Consider the following 14,245-nt stretch of genomic DNA (forward strand, 5'->3'; position numbering starts at 1 on the left):
CGGCCTCAGGCGGCCGCCTTCTTCTTGGCCAGCCTCGCTTTGATGCTGGCCACGTCGGAGCGTGGCGTCGCGGCGAACAGCGTCTTGGTATAGCTGTGCTTGGGGTCGGCGAAGACCTCGTCGCGCGAACCGTATTCGACCGCTTCGCCGAAATACATCACCATCACATCGTCGGCGATGTAGCGCACGACGGACAGGTCGTGGCTGATGAAAACATAGGTCAGCTGGAATTCGTCCTGCAGGTCGGCAAGCAGGTTGAGCACCTGGGCCTGCACCGAAAGATCGAGCGCCGAGACCGGCTCGTCAAGCACCAGCAGGCTTGGGTTGAGCATCAGCGCACGCGCAATGGCGATGCGCTGGCGCTGACCGCCGGAGAACATGTGCGGGTAGCGATTGTAGTGCTCCGGGCCGAGGCCGACCTTCTTCAACATCTTCATCGCCAGGTCGCGCCGTTCCGCGGCCGGCTTGTCGGTGTTGATGAGCAGCGGTTCGCCCAGCACGTCGCCGATCTTCTGGCGCGGATTGAGCGAGCCGTAGGGGTTCTGGAAGACGATCTGCACCTTGCGGCGCATTTCCTTCGACAGGCCACCCTTGGCAATGTCGACCTTGTTGCCGTCAATCAACAGCTCACCGGACGTTGCCGGGTCAATCAGCGTGATGATGCGGGCAAGCGTGGACTTGCCGCAGCCGCTTTCACCGACGATCGCCAGCGTCTTGCCCTTCTCCACCTTGAAGGAGACGCCCTTGACCGCGTGCACGGTGCGCGGCCCGGTGAACAGGCCGCCACCGATGTGGTAGTCGCGCACGATGTTCTTGCCTTCGAGGACCGTCGTGCTCATGAGGCAGCTCCAGCAGCGGTTCCTGCCGCAGAGGGCGCCGGCTCGAACATCATGTCGGACACGGTCGGCAGGCGGTCGCCGACGGCGTTTTCCGGCAGCGCCGACAGCAGCGCGCGGGTGTAGTTGCTCTTCGGCGCTTCAAACAGCGACAGCACGTCGGCCTCTTCCATCTTGCGGCCCTTGTACTGGACGATGACGCGGTCGGCGGTCTCGGCCACCACGCCCATATTGTGGGTGATCATGATCAGCCCCATGCCGTATTTGGCCTGCAGCGAGACCAGCAGATCGAGGATCTGCTTCTGAATGGTGACGTCGAGCGCCGTGGTCGGCTCGTCGGCGATCAGCAACTTCGGATTGCAGGCAATGGCGATGGCGATCATGACGCGCTGGCACTGGCCGCCAGACATCTGATGCGGATAGGAGTTGAGCCGCTCTTCCGGATCGGCAATGCCGACCAGCTTCATCAATTCGATGGCGCGGGCGCGCTGCTGGGCGCCATCCATACCCATATGGAAGCGCAATACCTCCTGGATCTGGAAGCCGACGGTGAAGCACGGGTTGAGGCTGGCGACCGGCTCCTGGAAGATCATCGAGATGTCCTTGCCGACGATCTTGCGCCGTTCGGACGGGCTGAGCTTCAACAGGTCGACGCCGTCGAAGGCCATGCGGTCTGCCTTGACCGTCGCCGTGTTGGGCAGCAGCCCCATCACAGCCAGCATCGACACCGACTTGCCGGAGCCGGACTCGCCGACGATCGCCAGCACCTCGCGCGGCTCGATGGAGAGATCAATGCCTTGCACGGCCATGAACGGGCCGGCGGCGGTGTCGAAAGAGACGGTGAGGTTCTTGATCTCGAGGAGCGGCATGGTCACGACCTCTTCAGCTTGGGGTCGAGCGCATCGCGCAGGCCGTCGCCGATCAGGTTGATGGCGAAGACGGTGATCAGGATGGCGAGGCCGGGGAATGTCACCACCCACCAGGCGCGCAGGATGAATTCGCGTGCCTCGGCGAGCATCGTGCCCCATTCCGGCGTCGGCGGCTGGGCGCCCATGCCGAGGAAGCCAAGTGCTGCCGCCTCGAGAATGGCGTTGGAGAAGGACAGCGTCGCCTGCACGATCAGCGGTGCGATGCAGTTGGGCAGGATGGTGACCAGCATCAGCCTGATATGGCCGGCCCCGGCGACCTTGGCCGAGACCACATATTCACGGGTCTTCTCGGCCATGACAGCGGCGCGGGTGAGCCGGGCGAAATGCGGTTGCAGCACGAAGGCGATGGCGATCATGGCGTTGACCAGCCCAGGTCCGAGAACCGCGACCAGCACCAGGGCCAGCAGCAGCGACGGGAAGGCCAGGATGATGTCCATGATACGCATGATCAGCGTGTCGACCCAGCCGCGGCAGTAGCCAGCGAGCAGGCCGAGGATGACGCCGGAGATTAGCGCCGTGGTGACGACGACGAAGCCGATGGCAAGCGAGAAGCGCGACCCGTAGATCAGCCGCGATAGCATGTCGCGGCCGACGGCGTCGGTGCCGAGCAGGAACTGCGCGTTGCCACCCGCCTGCCAGGCCGGCGGCGTCAGGAAGAAGTCGCGGAACTGGTCGTCGGGCGAATGCGGCGCCAGCAGCGGCGCGAAGATGGCAATCAGGATCAGCAGCGCGAAGACGAAGAGGCCGATCACCGCGCCCTTGTTGATGGAGAAGTAGTGCCAGAACTCGGCGAACATCTGCAGCCGGGCATCCTGCGGCCTGACGACGGTGGCGGCTTCGATCTCGGCTGGGCCTTCATTGGTCATGTCAGTTCGCCCGTATGCGCGGGTTGATGACGGCATAGAGCACGTCAACGATGAGGTTCACGGACATGACGATCAATGCGATCAAAAGCAGTCCGCCCTGCACGGTGAAATAGTCGCGCTTGGAAATGGCGTCGATCATCCATTTGCCGATGCCCGGCCAGGAGAAGATGCTCTCGGTCAGGATGGCGCCGGTCAGCAGCGTACCGACCTGCAAGCCGATGGTGGTGACGACGGGGATCAGCGCATTGCGGAAGGCATGCAGGCCCACGACCCGGAACGGGGTCAGACCCTTGGCGCGGGCGGTGCGCACATAGTCCTCACCCAGCACTTCGAGCATGGCCGAGCGTGTCTGCCTGGCGATGACGGCCAGCGGAATGGTGCCAAGCACGATGGTGGGCAAGATGAGATGCGACAACGCCGAACGGAACGCGCCCTTTTGCCCGGAAATCAGGGAATCGATGGTCATGAAGCCGGTGACCGGCTTGAAGAAATAGAGAAGGTCGATGCGGCCGGATACTGGCGTCCAGTGCAGCGTGCCGGAGAACACGATGATGAGCAGCAGCCCCCACCAGAAGATCGGCATGGAATAGCCGGCGAGCGCCGTTCCCATGGTCAGCTGGTCGAACCAGGAACCCCGGCGGATGGCGGCGAAGATGCCGAAGGCGACACCGAAGATGACGGCAAAGATCATGGCGAATATGGCGAGTTCGACCGTCGCCGGGAAGCGGATCAGGAAATCCTTGAGCACCGGCGTCTTGGTGGAGAACGAGGTGCCGAAATCACCGCTGAGGATGTTGGTCAGGTAGGTCAGGTATTGTTGCCAGATCGGCAGGTCGAAACCGAACTGGTGCATCAACGCCGTGTGACGTTCGGGCGACAGGCCCCGTTCGCCCGCAAGCACCAGCACGGGATCACCGGGCAGGATGCGCACGAAGCCAAACGCGAGGATGGTTATCCCGATGAAGGTCGGGATGATGAGGGCGAGCTTACCGAGGATATAACGCAGCATGGCGGGCGAGTGGGGGCGGCGCCATGCGGCACCGCCCCCGTTTCGCGAACCTTATTCGGCGATATCGACGCCGTCGAAGCGATGGATGCCGAGCGGATCCATCGCAAAGCCGGAGACGGTCTTCTGCATCGGCATGAACACCTTGGAGTGGGCGAGCGTCGCCCACGGTGCCTGTTCCTTGAAGATGACCTGTGCCTGTTCATAGAGCTTGGTGCGCTCGGCCTGATCCGAAACGGTCTTGGCCTTGTTGATGAGCGCGTCGAAGTCCTTGTTGCACCATTCCGCGCGGTTGTTCGAACCGACGGAAGCGCAGCTGAGCAGCACGCCGAGGAAGTTGTCCGGATCGCCATTGTCGCCGGTCCAGCCAACGATGACGGCGCCATCGTGATCGACCGCGGACGCACGCTTGAGGTATTCGCCCCAATCGTAGCTGACGATGTTGACGGTGACGCCGACCTTGGCGAAGTCAGCTTGGATCAGTTCGGCGGTGCGGCGCGCGTTGGGCATGTACGGGCGCGACACCGGCATGGCCCAGACGTTCATCTTCAGGTCCTTGACGCCGGCTTCCGCGAGCAGCTTCTTGGCTGCATCGGGATCGTACGGATCGTCTTTCACGTCCTTGTTGTAGGACCACATCGTCGGCGGGATCGGGTTGATGGCCACCTGGCCAGCGCCCTGGAACACGGCGTCGATGATGGCTTTCTTGTTGATGGCCATGTTGAGCGCCTTGCGCACGCGCACGTCATCGAACGGCTTCTGCTGGGTGTTGTACATCAGCGCGCCGACGTTGAGGCCTTCCTGCTCGGCGACCGTCAGGTTCGGATCAGCCTTCAGACCGGCGATATCGGCCGGTGCCGGGTAGGACATGATGTTGCATTCGCCGGCCTTCAGCTTCTGAGCACGGACCGCCGGGTCGGTGGTGATGGCGAAGACCAGATCGTCGATCTTCTGCTTGCCGCCCCAGTAATCAGGGTTGGCCTTGTAGCGGATGGCCGCATCGGTCTGGTAGTCGACGAAGATGAACGGGCCGGTGCCGACCGGCTTCTGGTTGAACAGCTCAGGCGTCTTGTTGGCCTGCAGCTTGTCGGCATATTCCTTCGAGACGATGGAGGCGAAATCCATGCCCAGCGTGGGCACGAAGGTGATTGCCGGGTCCTTGAGGGTGAACTTCACCGTCAGGTCATCGACCTTCTCGACCTTGGTGATGTTGTCGCCAAACTGGTCATTGTAATACTGATAGGCAATGCCCGGAATGTACTGGAACCAGGGACCGTTCTTGTCGACCTGGCGCTGGAACGAGAACACCACGTCATCGGCGTTGAGGTCGCGCGTCGGGGTGAAATAGTCGGTGGGGGCGAACTTGACGCCCTTGCGCAGCTTGAAAGTGTATTCCTTGCCGTCGTCGGAGATGGTCCAGCTCTCAGCCAGGCCGGGCGAGATCGAGGTCTTGCCGTGATCGAATTCGACGAGGCGGTTGAAAACGGTGCGCGAGGACGCGTCGAACGTCTGTCCCGCGGTGTAAGGCGCCGGGTCGAAACCTTCCGGTGACGCTTCCGCGCAATAGACCAGAGTTTTCGCGTTGGCCACGCCGCCCAGGACGCTTGCAGCCAGCAACGCGGCTGCAAAAGTCAGTTTCTTTTTCATTGAGCACTCCCTGATGTTCTTCCAAGCCCCTCTATCAGGCTCGCGAAGCCCGCATATAAGCACCGTTTTTCCGGCTTTGGAACTCCCTGTTTGCCTACCCCACGGGAAGCGGAAAATAATTCCCGACTTTTGCGAGAAGTCAGAACAAAATAGCAAAACTTGCCAATCACGGCATTGTTAACGACCGCATTTTTTTATTGATCGCCATCGATGCGAAACTGGCGGACCACTGACCCGCTTCGTCACCGACATGGCAGGAAGTCGCCCCCGAAAGGCGCCGCCGCCGGAAAGATTTTGACGGCAAATCTTTCCGGTCCTGCCGCAGGGGCAGTCTTGCACCACCGCCGATAGTGGCCATACATACATGCCATGCGGGATTTCCTTTGAAATCAGCAGTCGGCGGCGGAGGACGTCTCTTCATCGAGGGGCGGGCGCGGCAAGAGACGGCAAGAACGACTGAGGGAGGGACAGGTGGCAAAGACACCCAGGACAGCGGCCCCGGCCAAGGCAAAGGCCAAACCCGCCCCCGATCCCGGCGCGGCGGCCAAGATGCCCAAGGCGCCCTCCGTCAAAAACACAAAGCCATCCTCGGTCAAGAACGCTGTTGCGGCCAAGCCCAAGGCAGCGCCGTCAAAGGCAAGCACAAAGCCCGCCGCCGCGAAGACAGTGGCAGCAGCCAAGCCTGTCGTCAGCAAGCCCGCTGCCGGAGCCGCACCGGCAAAGGCTTCATCCGCATCCGCGCCGACGACGGCGCCGTCCAAGTTGCCGAAAGCCCTGACGGTGCTCGCCGCCGGCCTGCCGGATAAGCCGTGGCTCAAAAGCTACCCCAAGGGCGTACCGGCCGAGATCGGCCCCCTGCCCTACAGTTCGATCGGCGACCTGCTCACGGCCGCCTGCAAGCAGTTCGCGGGGCGGCCGGCCTTCACCTGCATGGGCAAGGACATCAGCTATGCCGAGCTCGAACGGCAGTCGGCGGCCTTTGGCGCCTATCTGCAGTCCAAGGGGTTGCCGAAGGGGGCGCGCGTCGCGCTGATGATGCCCAACGTGCTGCAGTATCCGGTGGCGATGATGGCCGTGCTGCGCGCCGGCTACGTCGTGGTCAACATCAACCCGCTGTACACGCCGCGCGAGCTGGAGCACCAGCTGAAGGATTCCGGCGCCCAGGCCATCGTCATCCTCGAAAATTTCGCCAACACCTTGCAGGCGGTCATTGCCAAGACGCCGGTCAAGCATGTGGTCGTCGCCGCGATGGGCGACATGCTCGGTGGCCTAAAAGGCACGATCGTCAACCTCGTCGTGCGCCGCGTGAAGAAGATGGTGCCGGCATGGTCGCTGCCCGGCCACGTCAAGTTCAACGCCGCTTTGAAGGCCGGCGCCGGGATGCGCTTCACACCCGCCAGCGTCGCCGCCGGCGATGTCGCGTTCCTGCAATATACCGGCGGCACCACCGGCGTCTCGAAGGGGGCGACGCTGCTGCACAGCAACGTCCTGTCCAATGTGGCGCAAAACGCACTGTGGCTGGAAGACGCCTATGCTATCAAGCCGAAGCCGGCGCATCTCAACTTTGTCTGTGCGCTGCCGCTCTATCATATCTTCGCGTTGACGGTGAACGCGCTGATGGGGATGCAGCAAGGCGCCCAGAATGTGCTCATCCCCAATCCGCGCGACATTCCCGGCTTCGTCAAGGAACTCAAGAAGTACCCGATCCACATCTTTCCCGGCCTCAACACGCTGTTCAATGCGCTGCTCAACAATGAGGATTTCCGCAAGCTGGACTTCAAGCCGCTGATCCTGACGCTGGGCGGCGGCATGGCGGTGCAGAAGGGTGTTGCCGAACGGTGGAAGGCGCTGACCGGCTGCTCGATCTCGGAAGGTTACGGACTGTCGGAAACCTCGCCGGTGGCAACGGCCAACGCATTCGGTTCCGACAAGTTCACCGGCACGATCGGCCTGCCGCTGCCCTCGACCGAAATCGCCATCCGCGATGACGATGACAACAACGTGCCGCTCGGCGAAGTCGGCGAGATCTGCATCAAGGGCCCGCAGGTGATGTCGGGTTACTGGAACCGCCCGGATGAAACCGCCAAGGTGATGACCAAGGACGGTTTCTTCAAATCGGGCGACATGGGATTCATGGATGAGCGCGGCTTCACCAAGATCGTCGACCGCAAGAAGGACATGATCCTGGTCTCCGGCTTCAACGTCTATCCCAATGAACTCGAGGAAGTCGTGGCGCAGCACCCCGGCGTTCTCGAGGTGGCGGCGATCGGTGTGCCGGACGAGCATTCGGGCGAGGTGCCGAAGCTGTTCGTCGTCAAGAAGGATCCGGCGCTGACGACCGAGGCGCTCATCGCCTATTGCCGCGAGAACCTGACCGGCTACAAGCGGCCCAAATATATCGAGTTCCGGACCGAACTGCCGAAGACACCGGTCGGCAAAATATTGCGGCGAGCGCTGCGCGAGTGACGGCAAGCGACGGCCTCGCCGGCGACACCGAGACAGAGGCGCCCCGCCGTCCCGACCCTGTCGCGTTCATCAGGGCGAACATGGTGATAGCCCCGGTGCCGTCGCTGCCTGAAATCCTGCTTTACACGGCCCACCCGGCCAGCGGCCTGAGGCGGCTTGTCGATCCCCACCAAGGCGCCGACGCGGGCGACGATGCGGTCGAGCCGGACCACGATCAACCTGAGCCCCAGCCGCCGTACTGGGCCTATGCCTGGGCCGGAGGCGCCGTGCTTGCGCGCCATATACTCAGCCATCCGCAAATCGTGGCCGGCCGCCGCGTGCTCGACCTCGGCGCCGGCTCCGGCCTTGTCGGCATTGCCGCGGCCAAGGCCGGCGCGCGGCAAGTGATCGCCGCCGAGATCGATCGCAACGGCGTCGCCGCGATCGGCCTCAATGCCCTGGCCAACGGCGTCGAGATTACCATTGTCGACAAGGATATCACCACGGGGCCGCCGCCGGCGGTCGACCTCGTACTCGCCGGCGACGTGTTCTACGGCCCTGAGGTTGCCCTGCGGGTTATCCCGTTCCTCGATCGCTGCCTGGCAGCCGGCATCGATGTGCTTGTCGGCGATCCCCGCCGCAACGACCTGCCGCTGCCACGGCTACGGTTACTCGCAGAATATCAGGTGCCGGATTTCGGCGACGCAAAGGGGGCTGCGACCAAGCCCAGTGGTGTCTTCTCGTTCGAGCTGGAAGACTGCTGAAGCCCGGCTTAAAACCAAATCATTCTGAACGACCGGGTTCGACCTCATGGCGGTCGTTTGAGCCATAAATACGAATTCCTCAACGCTGCCAATTGCTGCCGCAGGGCAATACCGGCCTGCCCTGTTCCAACCAGTCAAACCGTACTGGCGGTGTCCTGAAATTCACCGCTGGGCTTCGGCGGAACGATCGCTCGCTCTCATGCAGGCGGGAGAAAAAGGCCTAACGGGCGAACATTATCGTCCCATGTTGTAATTAATAATGGCACCGCGCAGAATTAAATAATAGCACGACAAGCAAGTAGGCAAAAAGAGTGTCAATGTCCGAGGAGCGCGCCTTCAACGTTTTTATTTATTTTGATGGGGGAGTAGCTCGGCAATATGGAGTCCGCCATCACCGTGTCGTTGGCAGTGACGAGGCTAAACTAGAACACTTGCTAGCCAACGTTGAGACCGATCACACAAACGCCAAGCGTTTCGATTTCGAACGGACATTCACCCCCGATGAGTGGGTTGCGGCGCAACGCTTTAGCTACGTAACTCATTATTTCGAGAGGGCGTTCTGTTACTACAGAGCGCCTCGAGCGGTGATTTATTGTGTGACGTCAGTTGTCGATGGTGTGCCGACTGTAGGTCAAGAGGTTTCTACTGGCCCATTCCGCGGCGATGCCGTGACACAGATTGAAGGGCGTGGATCAGTCCCAGACTATTTGGTCACCTACGTGCGGAATAATAAATTCCACTTGGCCGAGCTGCTCAACGACGACTATTTCAAAGCTATCAAGTTACTTTTCAACGCTGGCCACCATGTATCGTCGGCAAAGTTGCTCATGTCGTGCATCGACACGCTCGCTTTTGTGGAGCATGGCGACATTCGCGGCAATTTCACCGACTGGCTAGACACATATGTGGACCTCAAACCAATCGGGATCAGCGCCGTTGAGGTCTGGGAATTCCGAAACTCGGTTCTCCACATGACGAATCTCGCATCGAGACAGGTGCTCGCCGGAAAGGTGTCTTCCATCGCACCTTACATTGGAAGGGCCCCGTCACTGCCACGATTAGACCCGCGACTGCCAAAGCCCTTCAACCTTTATCTATTGATGTTGGCCGTGGGAAATGGCGCGGCAAATTGGGCGCAGACTTATGCCGACACAGAAAAAATGTTGAAGTTCATTGAGCGGTACGACACAACGATCTCAGATGGGCGCATTGCAAAATGGTCTATAGACTAGTCTCGCTCATGACTTTGGTCTGTTTCGCGGGTTAGCCGGCATCTCTTTCTGGTCGGCTGCCTTATTCGCCGGCTTTAGTTCAATATTAGCACGTCCGCTAATGGCACCAAATTCGCCGATCACCGAATGTCCGCTTTTCGACCGGCTGCGTCAGCACCGGTCAGACAGCTTTCCACCCATCTCGGCCACTGGCGGGAAGCTCAAGTGGATTTGCGTTTGCCCGCCTTGCCCGTCAGCTCGCCTCCTTGACCCTCGCTGACAAAAAGTCCGGCAGGTCGGCAACCGAATCCAGGATGACGTCGGCAATCTCGGCAAGCGACTCGCGGGTGCCGGTGCCGGAAAGGACGCCGATGGCCAGGCCGCAACCGCCGGCCCGCGCCATTTCGAGATCATGGCGGTTGTCACCGACCATGGCGATGGCCGCCGGCTTCAGGCCGGTGAGGTCCGAGAAGGCGAGGATCGTATCCGGCGCGGGCTTGGGATTGGCCACGGCATCATAGCCATAGGCGGCGTCGAAAAGCTGAGATACGCCCAGCGTCGCCAGAGTCTTCTCCGCACCGCTGGTCGAATCGTTGGTGGCGACGCCAAGCCGGTAGGATTTCCTGTGCAGCACCGACAGCGTGTCGACGATGCCCGGCAGCGCAACCGCCATCTTCGACCCCTGCACCGAGGTGATCTCGTTGAAGCGCGCCACGGCCAGCATCTGGTCTTCCACCGACAGTCTCGGGAACCACAGTTCGACGACGTCGAGATTGGTGCCGGAGGCAAAGATCGAATCGGGCTTGAAGCGTTTGGCTGTAAAATCGAACCCAGCCGCCGCCAGCAGCCTGTCGGCTTTCCAGCGGTCACCCTCGGATGCGTCCATGGCCATGAAATCGGCGACGCCGAGCCACGTTGCGTTGAAGTCGACAAGCGTGCCGTCCTTGTCGAACAATATTCCCCTGATGTCTTCCAAGCTGCTCACTCCGATCCGCGCAAGTGGTGGATGTGTCCCACAAGGCCGGCAGTCGAAGCATCCCGCTTTGCGGCACTCTCCTTGCCTTCCACGACGGGCAGCAGACCAGTCGCCAGTTCCTTGCCGAGTTCAACGCCCCATTGGTCGAACGAATTGATGTTGAAGAGCGTGCCTTCGACGAAGACGCGATGCTCATAGAGCGCGATCAGTCGGCCGAGCATGTGCGGATCGAGTTTCCTGTACAGGATGGTCACGGACGGGCGATTGCCGGAGAAGACACGGTGCGGCGCGATCTTGTCGACATCGGCGGGTTTCATGCCCTTGGCCAGCATCTGCGCCCGCGCTTCCTCCAGCGTGCGGCCTTTCATGAAGGCTTCCGACTGCGCCAGGCAATTGGCCAGCAACAAATCATGTTGATGCTTGAGGTCCGGCTCATGCCCGATGGCCGCCGCGATGAACTCGACCGGGATGACGTCGGTGCCCTGGTGCAGGAGCTGGAAGAAAGCATGCTGGCCGTTGGTGCCGGGCTCGCCCCAGACCAGCGGGCCGGTTGGCGTCGTCACCGCGTTTCCGTCGAGGGTAACGCTCTTGCCGTTTGATTCCATGTCGAGCTGCTGCAGATAGGCCGGCAGCCGCGAAAGGCGCTGGTCGTAGGGAATGACGGCGCGCGCGGGATATTTGCAGATCACGCGATGCCACCAGCCGACCAGACCCAGCAGCACCGGCAGGTTCCCAGCCATGGGCGCCGTGCGGAAATGCTCGTCCATTTCATGCGCGCCATTGAGGAAGGCGCGAAAATTCTTCGGGCCGACGGCGATCATCACCGGCAGGCCGATGGCGCCCCAGACCGAATATCGGCCGCCGACCCAGTCCCAGAAGCCGAAGACGCGATCCGATTCGATGCCGAACTTCGCCACCAGGTCGAGCGCGGTGGAGACGGCGGCGAAATGCTTGCCGACCGCATCCTTGCCGAGTGCCTTCTGCACCCATTTGCGCGCCGTCTCGGCATTGGTCATCGTCTCGACCGTGGTGAAGGTCTTCGAGGCGATGATGAAAAGGGTCGTCTCGGCGGAAAGGCCCTTCAGCGTGTCGTGGATATGGGCGCCATCGATGTTGGACACGTAATGCGCCCGTGGCCCATCGTGATACGGCGCCAGCGCCAGCGTTGCCATGGCTGGGCCAAGGTCGGAGCCGCCAATGCCGATGTTGACGATGTCGGTGATCTTCTTGCCGGTCGCGCCCGCCGCCTTGCCGGAACGCACCGCGTCGGCAAAGGCGCTCATCGCGTCGAAGACAGCCAGGACTTCCGCCTTCACGTCCTGACCGTCGAGCGTGATGCCCTTGCCGTTCAGGTTGCGAAGTGCCGTGTGCAGAACGGCGCGGTCTTCGGTGATGTTGATCTTCTTGCCAGCGAACATCGCGGCGCGCCGGCCTTCGAGATCGGCGGCGGCCGCCAGCTTCTCCAGCAGGCTCATAGTCTGCGCGTCGACGGCGCATTTGGACCAATCGAGCAGCAGATCGGAGTCAGAGGCGGAGAATTTCTCGAAACGTTGGGGATCGGCGGCAAAAGCCTCGCGCATGCTGCCCGAAGCAGCCGCACGATGATCGCGCAAGGCGCTGAGCTGTTTTTGGAAAGACGATTGATCCACTGGCGGGGGACTCCTGGGGTTTTCGGCAGCACCATAGCAGATGGGATGTTTCCGGCGCGTGTCGTCGCGCCAAACTATTGAGCCGGATTATTCATTTCAATCCGCAGCGATGACGCACGGCCTCACGTAACCGTTACGCGACGCGCGAGGCATGATTTCGGCCACGAAGGATCACTGGCATAAATCCCTGCGATCAGAAAAATTGATTGGCGCAACACCTTGTACCACCGCTACATTCGACTGGGCCAGACAAGTGAAAAAAGCTGGCCATCGAGGAACATCTCCCATGCCACAGAGAAACGACACGGCCATATGGTCCGGCCTCTTCCGGATTTCGGCGGAATCCGGCCAAACCCTGCAGGCGCAGATCCGCCAGGCGATCGTGGCCGCCATTCTTGACCGGCAGATCGCTGCCTCGATGCCGCTGCCATCCTGCCGTATCCTGGCCGAGAAACTGGGCGTGGCGCGCGGCACCGTGGTGCTGGCCTTCCAGCAGCTTGTCGACCAGGGTTTCCTGGTGGCGCGCGAACGGCGCGGCCATTTCGTCAACCCCGACGTGCTGGCGACACCGGCAAAGCCGCACCAGAAGGCGCCCGACCAGGCCAACGAGATCGACTGGAAGGCGCGCCGCCAGATCGCGGCCAGCGACATGCCGCCGCCGGCCAAGCACGAGAACTGGATCAAGTCGTCCTATCCGTTCGTCTATGGCCAGTTCGATCCGGCGCTGTTCCCGACAGCCGAATGGCGCGAGTGCAACCGCATGGCGCTGGCGGTGCTGGAAATCCGCAACTGGGCGTCCGACATGGTCGATCGCGACGATCCGCTGCTGATCGAACAGATCCAGGCGCGGCTCCTGCCAAGGCGCGGCATCTTTGCCAATCCCGACGAGATCATCGTGACGCTGGGCGCCCAGAACGCGCTCTACATGCTGGCGACGCTGCTCATGACCAAGGGCTCCAAGGTGGCGATGGAAGACCCCGGTTATCCCGATGCGCGCTCGATCTTCCGGCTGGCGGGCGCCGACATACAGCCGGTCCCCGTGGACCAGTCCGGCATCGTAACGTCATCCATTCCCAATGATTCCGGCTTCGTCTTCGTCACGCCAAGCCACCATTGCCCGACCATGGTGCCGCTGTCGGCGGAACGGCGGCAGGACCTGCTGGCGCGCGCCAATCGCTACAACCAGATCATCATAGAGGACGGCTATGACAGCCAGCTTCTGGACGAGGCGCCGCAACAGGCGCTGAAGAGCCTCGATCGTTCGGGCCGCGTCGTCTATGTCGGCTCGATGTCGAAGACATTGGCTCCCGGCCTGCGGCTCGGCTACATCGTCGCTTCGGCTGGCCTCATCTCCGAACTCAGGGCGCTGCGTCGTTTCATGCTGCGCCATCCGCCGGCCAACAACCAGCGCGCGGTGGCGTTGTTCCTGTCGCTCGGCCACCACGAGGCGCTGGTGCGGCGGCTGTCGTCAGCCTTCGACGAGCGGCGCAAGCGTCTGGTCCATGCGATTTCGGCCTTCCTGCCGGAGTGGCGTTCGACGGACTCTGCCGGAGGCACCTCCCTCTGGCTCGAGGGACCGCGCGGCACCGATGCCCGCGGCCTGGCCGAGGCCGCCGCCTCGCGCAGCGTCATCATCGAACCCGGGGATCGCTTCTTCGACCGCACCGAAAAGCCTTCGCGTTTCATGCGGCTGGGCATCTCGTCGATAGCGTTGCAGCATATCGAGCCGGGAATTCGTGAATTGGCAACAGCCGCCGGGCGCCGGCCTGCCGCTGCCTGATCCATCGACCGGAGCCGCTTGTAATTGGCTCCGGTTCCTTTAGCTCCCTGGCATATGCAACCGGACTCGTTGGCTCATAGGCTGTACCAACGCTGGCGGCATAGTCGCAACACAAAGGGGAGAAGCAGGCCGATGG

The 14,245-nt window shown here is 61.9% G+C and carries 11 protein-coding genes; 4 read left to right on the plus strand and 7 right to left on the minus strand.

Translation table 11 applies throughout. The features are described from left to right. Window positions 1-5 precede the first annotated feature (5 nt). The 5 genes from ABVQ20_RS18515 to ABVQ20_RS18535 all read right to left on the minus strand — a co-directional run bounded on the left by ABVQ20_RS18515 (window position 6) and on the right by ABVQ20_RS18535 (window position 5,284). Window positions 6-839 carry a dipeptide ABC transporter ATP-binding protein gene (locus ABVQ20_RS18515; protein WP_354460944.1) on the minus strand — a complete coding sequence of 278 codons (834 nt, stop codon included), beginning with the start codon at window positions 837-839 and terminating at the stop codon, window positions 6-8. Then, window positions 836-1,705, minus strand: coding sequence for an ABC transporter ATP-binding protein (locus ABVQ20_RS18520; protein ID WP_354462209.1), 870 nt, complete (start codon window positions 1,703-1,705; stop codon window positions 836-838). Before ABVQ20_RS18520 ends, ABVQ20_RS18515 begins: the two co-directional genes overlap by 4 nt. Window positions 1,706-1,707: 2 nt before the next feature. After that, a complete protein-coding gene (locus ABVQ20_RS18525; RefSeq protein ID WP_227349592.1) occupies window positions 1,708-2,562 on the minus strand; it encodes an ABC transporter permease subunit in 855 nt (284 codons plus the stop codon). A 70-nt stretch (window positions 2,563-2,632) separates the two neighbouring features. Then, entirely contained in the window at window positions 2,633-3,640 is a 1,008-nt protein-coding gene (locus ABVQ20_RS18530) for an ABC transporter permease subunit (protein ID WP_354460945.1), read from the minus strand. A gap of 51 nt (window positions 3,641-3,691) precedes the next feature. Further along, window positions 3,692-5,284 (minus strand): ABC transporter substrate-binding protein, encoded by a 1,593-nt coding sequence (locus ABVQ20_RS18535; RefSeq protein ID WP_354460946.1) that lies wholly within the window; start codon window positions 5,282-5,284, stop codon window positions 3,692-3,694. 471 nt (window positions 5,285-5,755) lie between these two features. On the opposite strand from ABVQ20_RS18535, the gene ABVQ20_RS18540 reads away from it, so the two are divergent. The 3 genes from ABVQ20_RS18540 to ABVQ20_RS18550 all read left to right on the plus strand — a co-directional run bounded on the left by ABVQ20_RS18540 (window position 5,756) and on the right by ABVQ20_RS18550 (window position 9,725). Continuing rightward, the gene (locus ABVQ20_RS18540; RefSeq protein WP_354460947.1) at window positions 5,756-7,750 is read left to right on the plus strand and encodes a long-chain fatty acid--CoA ligase; all 1,995 of its coding nucleotides are present in this window, start codon (window positions 5,756-5,758) and stop codon (window positions 7,748-7,750) included. A gap of 80 nt (window positions 7,751-7,830) precedes the next feature. Beyond that, a complete protein-coding gene (locus tag ABVQ20_RS18545; protein WP_354462210.1) occupies window positions 7,831-8,493 on the plus strand; it encodes a class I SAM-dependent methyltransferase in 663 nt (220 codons plus the stop codon). A 317-nt stretch (window positions 8,494-8,810) separates the two neighbouring features. Continuing rightward, the gene (locus ABVQ20_RS18550) at window positions 8,811-9,725 is read left to right on the plus strand and encodes a hypothetical protein (protein WP_354460948.1); all 915 of its coding nucleotides are present in this window, start codon (window positions 8,811-8,813) and stop codon (window positions 9,723-9,725) included. Between the two features lie 232 nt (window positions 9,726-9,957). Here ABVQ20_RS18550 and ABVQ20_RS18555 read toward each other — a convergent pair whose 3' ends face one another. Beyond that, on the minus strand, window positions 9,958-10,680 hold the full coding sequence (locus tag ABVQ20_RS18555) for an HAD family hydrolase (protein WP_354460949.1): 723 nt from the start codon (window positions 10,678-10,680) through the stop codon (window positions 9,958-9,960). Window positions 10,681-10,685: 5 nt separating this feature from the next. Beyond that, entirely contained in the window at window positions 10,686-12,329 is a 1,644-nt protein-coding gene (gene pgi / locus ABVQ20_RS18560; protein WP_354460950.1) for a glucose-6-phosphate isomerase, read from the minus strand. A gap of 286 nt (window positions 12,330-12,615) precedes the next feature. Here pgi and pdxR point away from each other — a divergent pair, with 286 nt between their 5' ends. Then, window positions 12,616-14,109 carry a MocR-like pyridoxine biosynthesis transcription factor PdxR gene (gene pdxR, locus ABVQ20_RS18565; protein WP_354460951.1) on the plus strand — a complete coding sequence of 498 codons (1,494 nt, stop codon included), beginning with the start codon at window positions 12,616-12,618 and terminating at the stop codon, window positions 14,107-14,109. Window positions 14,110-14,245 lie beyond the last annotated feature (136 nt).

It is taken from the genome of Mesorhizobium shangrilense, from assembly GCF_040537815.1.
Taxonomy (GTDB): domain Bacteria; phylum Pseudomonadota; class Alphaproteobacteria; order Rhizobiales; family Rhizobiaceae; genus Mesorhizobium; species Mesorhizobium shangrilense.

Excerpts from the sequence above, each read along its gene's own strand:
- ABVQ20_RS18515 (WP_354460944.1), bottom strand. The coding sequence starts at position 839 with ATGAGCACGACGGTCCTCGAAGGCAAGAACATCGTGCGCGACTACCAC.
- ABVQ20_RS18520 (WP_354462209.1), bottom strand. The coding sequence starts at position 1,705 with ATGCCGCTCCTCGAGATCAAGAACCTCACCGTCTCTTTCGACACCGCC.
- ABVQ20_RS18525 (WP_227349592.1), bottom strand. The coding sequence starts at position 2,562 with ATGTTCGCCGAGTTCTGGCACTACTTCTCCATCAACAAGGGCGCGGTG.
- ABVQ20_RS18530 (WP_354460945.1), bottom strand. The coding sequence starts at position 3,640 with ATGCTGCGTTATATCCTCGGTAAGCTCGCCCTCATCATCCCGACCTTC.
- ABVQ20_RS18535 (WP_354460946.1), bottom strand. The coding sequence starts at position 5,284 with ATGAAAAAGAAACTGACTTTTGCAGCCGCGTTGCTGGCTGCAAGCGTC.
- ABVQ20_RS18545 (WP_354462210.1), top strand. The coding sequence starts at position 7,831 with ATGGTGATAGCCCCGGTGCCGTCGCTGCCTGAAATCCTGCTTTACACG.
- ABVQ20_RS18550 (WP_354460948.1), top strand. The coding sequence starts at position 8,811 with ATGTCCGAGGAGCGCGCCTTCAACGTTTTTATTTATTTTGATGGGGGA.
- pdxR (WP_354460951.1), top strand. The coding sequence starts at position 12,616 with ATGCCACAGAGAAACGACACGGCCATATGGTCCGGCCTCTTCCGGATT.